The sequence below is a fragment of the Ornithinibacter sp. genome, from assembly GCF_035443565.1.
GTDB lineage: Bacteria > Actinomycetota > Actinomycetes > Actinomycetales > Dermatophilaceae > Fodinibacter.
The window spans coordinates 1-7,901 of record NZ_DAORSO010000111.1 but is presented as its reverse complement, the minus strand read 5'-3'; the positions used below and the strand labels follow the sequence as shown (position 1 = coordinate 7,901).

The window sequence follows — 7,901 nt, the reverse complement described above, 5'->3', positions numbered from 1 at the left end:
GATCGTCACCGCGTGCTCTGCCAACCGGTGCCCGGCGGGAGTGAGCCGCACCCGTCGGCCGTCGGGCTCGATGAGCGGGGTCCCCACGTCACGGGCGAGGGCGGCGATTCCCTGCGAGACGGTCGAGGTGCTCGTGCGCAGCTCGACGGCGACGTCCTGCATGGAGCCCAGTCGCGAGAGCTCGAGGAGCAGACGCAGTCGCGAGATGTCCATCGACGTATTGTCCCGGCATCCGAAATGGTTTGTCCATGATTCTCACGTGGACACGAACGGATGCCGTGGCGTTGACTTCCTGGCATGAACGTCCAGTCCGCGCGCGCCGGCGCCTCGATGGCCGTGGTCTCCATGCTGTGCGTCCAGCTGGGGCTTGCCGCCTCGGTGGGCCTGATCGACGACCTCGGCTCCACCGGCGCCGCGTGGCTGCGGTTGTCCTTCGCGGGCATCCTCATGCTGCTCATCGTCCGGCCTCGGCGCGCGATGTTCACCCCCGAGTCGCTGCGTGCCGGGATCGCCCTCGGCGTCGCCACCGCCGGGGTGACCGTGCTGTTCATGGCGGCGATCGCCCGGCTGCCCCTCGGGACGGCCAGCGCCATCGAGTTCCTCGGCCCGCTCGGCGTGGCGATCGCCCGCAGCCGCGGGATCGCGCGGGCCTGGGCTCTCGTGGCCTCGGTCGGCGTCCTGCTGCTCACGCAGCCCTGGGCCGGCACCGCCGACCCGGTCGGCGTGGCCTGCGCCCTCGGAGCAGCCGTGTGCTGGGCGGCCTACATCCTGCTCACCCAACGGGTAGGTGACTCGGTGAGCGGCATCGCGGGATTGGCGATCTCGATGCCGGTGGCCGCGGTCGTCGCGACCGTGGTGGCCGGTCCGGGCGTCGTCGCGGACCTCACCCCGCAGCTGCTCCTCATCGGCCTGGGGCTGGCGATCCTGCTGCCCGTCATCCCCTTCGTGCTCGAGCTGCTGGCCCTGCGGCGGCTCACCACCGCCGCGTTCGGCACCCTCATGGCACTCGAGCCGGCCTTCGCCCTGGTCATCGGGTTCCTCGCCCTGGCCCAGGTGCCGAGCGCCCTGGCCGTCGCCGGGATCGCCCTGGTCGTCGCCGCCGGCATCGGTGCCGAGCGCAGTGGCGCGCGGGCCTCAGTCGGCGGGTCGCTCGATGACGTGGCCGAACATGCGGCCCTCGGGGTCGAGGCGGGCGAGCAGCGCGTCCCCGATCACCGTCAGCTCGCGCAGCTGCTCCCTGGTGAGGGGGTCGAGGACGAACTGGCGCACGGCGTCGACGTGGCCCGGCGCGGCGGCGACGACGGTGTCCCATCCGGCGGCGGTCAGCCGCGCGTTGGTGGCTCGCCGGTCCTCGACGCTCGGTGAGCGCTCGACGAGCCCTCTGCTCTCCAGGCGTGAGATGACATGGGACAGGCGCGGCAGGGTGGCGTTCGTGCGCTGGGCGAGGGCCCCCATGCGCAGGGTGTGATCAGGGGCCTCTGACAACATCGCCAGGCTGAAGTACTCGAAGTGGCTCAGGCCGGAGTCCTGGCGCAACTGGGTGTCCAGGACACCGGGCAGCAACTCGACGACGCCGACGAGGCGCAGCCACGCCGCGCGTTCCTCGTCATCGAGCCACCGCGGTTGCATGCGCCAGAGCATAGAGGATTGTTGAAGCCGCAAGCGTCGTAAGGGCATGCGCCCTCGTGCCGGTTGCTCTCGAGGGCCCCGCTGTCGGAGCCGGGTGAGAGGGTTGTGCCCGACATGACCGATGACGTCCTCGACCGCTTCTCCCCCGCCACGGCTGCGTGGTTCCGGGGAAGCTTCAGCGCGCCGACCACCGCCCAGGAGGGGGCCTGGGACGCCATCAGCAGCGGCCGCCACGCCCTGGTCGTCGCACCCACCGGCTCCGGCAAGACCCTGTCCGCGTTCCTGTGGGCCCTCGACCGCCTCGCGAGCGAACCGGTGCCCGAGGAGAGGCTGCGCCGGTGCCGGGTCCTGTACGTCTCGCCCATGAAGGCGTTGGCCGTCGACGTCGAGCGAAACCTGCGCAGCCCGCTGGTCGGCATCCGCCACGCGGCGACCCGCCTGGCGTTGCCCGAACCCGACATCACCGTGGCGGTCCGCTCCGGCGACACTCCCGCCGACGAGCGCCGGGCCTTCGCGCGCTCCCCCAGCGACGTGCTCATCACCACCCCCGAGTCACTCTTCCTCCTCCTCACCTCCGCGGCCCGAGAGGCCCTCGCGGGGGTGGAGACGGTCATCCTCGACGAGGTCCACGCCATCGCGGGCACCAAGCGTGGGGCTCACCTCGCCCTCAGTCTCGAACGGCTCGACGCCCTGCTCGCCCGCCCCGCACAGCGCATCGGGTTGTCGGCCACGGTTCGCCCCGTCGAGGAGGTCGCCCGCTTCCTCGCCGGCGGTCGCCCGGTCGACGTCGTCCAGCCGCCCTCGACCAAGCAGTGGGACCTCAAGGTCGTCGTGCCGGTCCCCGACCTCGCCGAGATCGGCCAGCCCAGCGGCGACCTGTCCGGTGCCGCGTCGGGGCACGAGCAGCGCACGTCGATCTGGCCCCACGTCGAGGAACGCATCGTCGACCTCGTGGCCGCCCACACCTCGACCCTGGTGTTCTCCAACAGCCGCCGACTCGCTGAGCGCCTCACGTCGCGGCTCAACGAGATCTGGCAGGAACGCACCGAGGCGGCCGCCGACCCGGGTGCGGCAGATGCTGCCGGCCCCGCTCGCACACCGGCACAGGTGATGGCCCAGGCCGGCGCCTCCGCCGGCGCGCCGGCGGTGCTGGCCCGGGCCCACCACGGCTCGGTGAGCAAGGAGCAGCGCGCGAGCATCGAGGAGGACCTCAAGTCCGGCCACCTTCCCGCGGTGGTCGCGACGAGCAGCCTCGAACTCGGCATCGACATGGGCGCAGTCGACCTCGTCGTCCAGGTCGAGTCGCCGCCGTCGGTCGCCTCGGGGCTCCAGCGCGTCGGCCGTGCCGGGCACCAGGTCGGCGCCGTGAGCCGTGGGGTGCTCTTCCCCAAGTTCCGGGGCGACCTCGTCCAGACCGCCGTCGTCGTCGAGCGCATGCTCGCCGGTGAGATCGAGGCGCTGCACGTGCCCAACACCCCTCTCGACGTCCTCGCCCAGCAGGTGGTGGCGATGTGCGCCCTCGACGAGTGGACCGTCGACGACGTCCTGGCGCTCGCGCGTCGCAGCGCCCCGTACGCCACCCTCACCCGGCCCGTTCTGGAGTCGGTGCTGGACATGCTGGCCGGTCGCTACCCGAGCGAGGAGTTCGCCGAGCTGCGCGCCCGGATCACGTGGGATCGCCTCGCCGACACGCTCACCGGCCGGCGCGGCGCCCAGCGCCTCGCGGTCACGTCCGGCGGGACGATCCCCGATCGTGGCCTCTACGCCGTCTTCCTCGCCACCGGTGAGGGCCCGGGCCGCCGGGTCGGCGAGCTCGACGAGGAGATGGTCTACGAGTCGCGGGTCGGTGACCTGTTCACCCTCGGGACGAGCACGTGGCGCATCGAGGACATCACCCACGACAGGGTGCTCGTCACCCCCGCACCGGGACAGCCCGGCCGGCTGCCGTTCTGGAAGGGCGACTCGCTCGGCCGCCCCGCCGAGCTCGGCCGTGCGGTCGGCGCCTTCGTGCGCGAGGTCGAGGCGTTGACCCCGGATGCCGCGCGCACCCGCGTCATGGCGGCCGGGCTCGACGACTGGGCGGCCGACAACCTGCTCACCTACCTGCGCGAGCAGCGAGAAGCCACCGGCCACGTCCCGGACGACCGCACCATCGTCGTCGAACGCTTCCGCGACGAGCTCGGCGACTGGCGGGTGGCGATCCACTCCCCCTTCGGTGCCCAGGTGCACGCCCCCTGGGCCCTGGCCGTCAGCGCCCGGATGCGTGACCGCTTCGGCGTCGACGTGCAGGCCATGCACGGCGACGACGGCATCGTGCTGCGCCTGCCCGACCTCGAGTTCGAGGACCTCGACGGGGTGCGCGAGCGCGGCGTCGGCCGCGAGCTGCTCGACCTCGTCACCCTCGACCCCGATGACGTGCGTGCCCTGGTCACCGAGGAGATCGGCGGATCGGCCCTGTTCGCCGCCCGCTTCCGCGAGTGCGCCGCTCGTGCGCTGCTGCTGCCCCGTCGCCAGCCGGGTCGCCGGCAACCGCTCTGGCAGCAACGGCAGCGAGCCTCGCAACTGCTCGAGGTGGCCAGCCAGTACCCGTCCTTCCCCATCGTGCTCGAGGCCGTGCGCGAGTGCGTCCAGGACGTCTTCGACGTGCCGGGGTTGGTCGACCTCATGCGGGACATCACCTCGCGACGGGTCACCGTGGTCGACGTCGAGAGCTCGACCCCGTCGCCCTTCGCGAAGTCCCTGCTCTTCGGGTACGTCGCCCAGTTCCTCTACGAGGGCGACTCCCCCCTGGCCGAGCGGCGCGCCGCTGCCCTGGCCCTCGACCCGAGCCTGCTCGCCGAGCTGCTCGGCACGAGCGAGGGCCTGGCCCTGCGTGACCTGCTCGACGCCGAGCAGATCGCCCGCACCGAGGCCGAGCTGCAGCGTCTCACCCCCGACCGCGCCGCGCGCGACGCCGACGACGTGCTCGACCTGCTGCGCTCCCTCGGCCCGCTGCCGAGCGACGGCATCCTCCTGCGCTGCCGGGAGGGCACGACACACGGTGACGTGACCGCCTGGCTCGCTGACCTCGCGAGCGCCCGGCAGGTGATCCCCGTGCGCGTCGCCGGGGAGGACCGCTGGTCAGCGATCGAGGACGCCTCACGCCTGCGCGACGCCCTTGGGGTGTCCCTGCCACCCGGGGTTCCCCAGACCTTCCTCGAGCCGGTGAGTGACCCGCTGGGTGACCTGGTGGCCCGCTACGCACGCACCCACGTGCCGTTCCACGCCGCCGAGGTGGCCCGCGCCTACGGGCTCGGCATCGCCGTCGCCACCACGGCGCTGGCCCGGCTGGTCTCCACCGGTCGGGTCGTCGAGGGCGAGCTGCTGCCCACGGGCGGAGGCGGCACGGAGTTCTGCGACGCCGAGGTGCTGCGCATGCTGCGCCGCCGGTCACTGGCCGCGCTGCGTGCGGAGGTCGAGCCGGTCACCCCGGTCGAGCTGTCCCGCTTCCTCCTCGGGTGGCAGGGGGTCGGCGGGCGCCTGCGTGGTCGCGAGGGCCTGCTGCGCGTGGTCGAGCAGCTGAGCGGGGCGGTGCTGCCCGCCAGCGCGATCGAGACGCTCGTGCTCCCGTCCCGCGTCGCCGACTACTCCCCGGGGATGCTCGACGAGCTCATGGCCACGGGTGAGGTGCTGTGGTGCGGCCACGGGTCGTTGCCCGGCGACGACGGCTGGGTCTCGCTGCACCTGGTCGACTCCGCCCACCTCACCCTGCCCGGGCCGGACCCCGACCTCGTCCCGGACGAGCAGGGGCTCGCGGTGCTCGACGCCCTCGCCGGCGGCGGCGCCCACTTCTTCCGCACGCTCTCCGACCAGGTGGGTTCCACCGATGACGAGGCGCTGTCGACGACCGTGTGGGGCCTCGTGTGGGCCGGGCGCGTCACCGGCGACACCTTCACTCCGGTGAGGGCCCTGCTCGCCGGGGGGCGCACGGCCCACAAGCGCACGGCCGCGGGTCCGCGGCGCACGAGGTATGCCGGCCGCCGCGGCCCGCTCGGCGGCCTCGGCTCCGTGCCCGCCCGTCCGTCGTTGCCCAGCCGATCCGGCCCAGCACGGGTCGCCGGGCGGTGGTCCCTGCTGCCCCCGGTCGACCTCGACCCGACGCTGCGGGCGTACGCCAACGCCGAGCTGCTGCTCGACCGGCACGGCATCCTCACGCGGGGCGCGACCGTGGCCGAGGACGTCCCCGGCGGTTTCGCCGCGCTCTACCGCGTGCTGGCCAGGGCGGAGGAGGCCGGTCGGGTGCGACGGGGGTACTTCGTCGAAGGGCTGGGTGCCTCCCAGTTCGGCACGACCGGCGCGGTGGACCGGCTGCGTAGCGGAACCGGTGGGGTGGGTGCGACCCGTGGCGACCGTGCCAGCGCCCCACCCGCGGCGGTCGTCCTCGCGGCGAGTGACCCGGCGAACCCCTTTGGTGCGGCGCTGCCGTGGCCAGAGCGGGCGCTCGACCCGGCCGATGCCAGCGGGAAGGGCACCGACAAGCGGCGCCGTCACCAGCCCGGACGCAAGGCCGGGGCCGTGGTCGTCCTCGTCGACGGTGAGCTCGTGCTCTACGTCGAAAGGGGTGGCAAGACCCTGCTGACCTCCTCCGAGGACCCTGACCTGCTGCGGGCCGCGGCGGGTGCCCTCGCGGATGCCGTGCGCCGCGGCAGCCTCGGACGCATCACCGTCGAGAAGGCCGACGGCGGTCAGCTGCTGGGCTCGGACCACCCCGTCGTCCCGGCCCTCGAGCAGGCCGGCTTCCACCTGACCCCACGGGGTCTGCGGATGCGCCGCTGAGCATGGTCGACGAGGTCACGCGGCATGCCTGAGGGCGACACCGTCCACCGGACCGCCGAGCGCCTGCACCGGGCGCTCGCCGGTCGAGTCGTGCAGCGGGCCGAGCTGCGCTGGCCCCGGGTGCCCGACGTCGACCTCGCCGGCGCCCACACCCTCGAGGTCGTGGCCCGCGGCAAGCACCTGCTGCACCGCTTCGACACCGGCACGACCCTGCACACGCACCTGCGGATGGAGGGTCAGTGGCGCATCGAGCACCCGGGGGCGGCCACGCAGCGGGCGCTGCGCCGGTCCGACCTGCGGGCCGCCGTCCTCACCGACGAGTGGTCGGCCCTGGGCCTGCGCCTGGGGATGCTCGACCTCGTCCCCACCAGCCGCGAAGATGACCTCGTCGGGCACCTGGGACCGGACGTCCTCGGACCGGACTGGGACCCCGAACTCGTCGCTGCGCGGCTCACGGCATCCGAGGCCTTCGTCGGCGACCTCCTGCTCGACCAGCGCGTCCTCGCCGGGGTCGGCACGTTCTGGGCCAGCGAGATCCTCTTCCTGGAGCGGGTGCTGCCGTGGACGCCGGGCCGCGACCTCGGCGACGCCGTGGCCGCGAGGATCACCGACCGGTTGCACCGGCTGATGGACCTCGCGCGGCGCACCGGGTGGCAGGCCAGCACCGGGGTCCAGCGCTCTGGCGAGGAGGCCTACGTGCACGCCCGGTCCGGGAGGCCCTGCCGGCGGTGTGGTGACACGGTGCGGGTGGCGATGACGGGGCGAGCCCCTCGAGCGCGCACGCTGTTCTCGTGCCCCACGTGCCAGGGCGGGCTCGCGCCCACCGACGACGGCCGCCCGCAATGCCCACTCGGTACTGGTGGCTCGGGCAGTGGTCGAACAGGAAGTGGCCGCTCAGGCCGCTGACGCGGAGACCTGGTCGGGGTCCACCGTCGCTGAGACCGGCAGCGACACGGGGGTCGAGAACGTCTCGACCCGCTCGACCCGGTCACGGACCAGCTCGAGCACCTCGGACAGGTTCAGGCCCAGGCCTGCGCACACGGCCGCGAGCAGCTCGGAGGACGCTTCCTTGGTGCCCCGCTCGAGTTCGCTGAGGTAGCCCAAGGACACTGCTGACGTCGACGCGACGTCGCGCAGGGTGCGGCCCTGGTCCTGACGGATCTCTCGAAGGACTTCGCCGAGCTCGTGGCGCAACAGGATCACGGCGCGTCCTCTCTCTCGTTCGTGTCGACCGGGTGTTCCGGTCGGGCTCCACCGTACCCCGCGGGACCGTCAGCGTCTCGAAGGTTCTGCAGTGCCGTGGTCAGCAGGGTGAGAGCTGCCCGCACGGTGGCCGCGCGGATCTGCTCCCGGTTGCCGGTCAACGACAGTTCCTCCACGAGGATTCCCCACGGCCCGCAGGCACCGATGAACACCGTCCCCGGTGGCCGTCCGTCGGCCGGGTCGGGGCCGGCCAC

General features: G+C 73.3%; 6 protein-coding genes and 1 pseudogene. 3 read left to right on the top strand and 4 right to left on the bottom strand.

Annotated elements, in window-relative coordinates:
- Window positions 1-213: LysR family transcriptional regulator (locus PLL68_RS10910; RefSeq protein WP_324533999.1), on the bottom strand; the 213-nt coding region annotated here is incomplete at its 3' end.
- Between the two features lie 84 nt (window positions 214-297).
- On the opposite strand from PLL68_RS10910, the gene PLL68_RS10905 reads away from it, so the two are divergent.
- Window positions 298-1,365: an EamA family transporter gene (locus PLL68_RS10905; protein ID WP_324533997.1), complete on the top strand. Its 1,068-nt coding sequence runs from the start codon at window positions 298-300 to the stop codon at window positions 1,363-1,365.
- Between the two features lie 33 nt (window positions 1,366-1,398).
- Here PLL68_RS10905 and PLL68_RS10900 read toward each other — a convergent pair.
- Window positions 1,399-1,455 (bottom strand): annotated as a pseudogene (locus PLL68_RS10900) (MarR family transcriptional regulator); the annotation flags it as partial.
- A 288-nt stretch (window positions 1,456-1,743) separates the two neighbouring features.
- Here PLL68_RS10900 and PLL68_RS10895 point away from each other — a divergent pair.
- Both PLL68_RS10895 and PLL68_RS10890 read left to right on the top strand, forming a co-directional pair.
- On the top strand, window positions 1,744-6,444 hold the full coding sequence (locus PLL68_RS10895; protein WP_324533996.1) for an ATP-dependent helicase: 4,701 nt from the start codon (window positions 1,744-1,746) through the stop codon (window positions 6,442-6,444).
- A gap of 24 nt (window positions 6,445-6,468) precedes the next feature.
- Entirely contained in the window at window positions 6,469-7,350 is an 882-nt protein-coding gene (locus PLL68_RS10890) for an Fpg/Nei family DNA glycosylase (protein WP_324533994.1), read from the top strand.
- Here the strand turns inward: PLL68_RS10890 and PLL68_RS10885 are convergent.
- Both PLL68_RS10885 and PLL68_RS10880 read right to left on the bottom strand, forming a co-directional pair.
- On the bottom strand, window positions 7,339-7,647 hold the full coding sequence (locus PLL68_RS10885; RefSeq protein ID WP_324533992.1) for a helix-turn-helix domain-containing protein: 309 nt from the start codon (window positions 7,645-7,647) through the stop codon (window positions 7,339-7,341). The two genes, PLL68_RS10890 and PLL68_RS10885, sit on opposite strands and share 12 nt — an antisense overlap.
- On the bottom strand, window positions 7,644-7,901 hold a 258-nt coding region (locus tag PLL68_RS10880), incomplete at its 5' end, for a CinA family protein (RefSeq protein WP_324533990.1). The genes PLL68_RS10880 and PLL68_RS10885, both read right to left, overlap by 4 nt.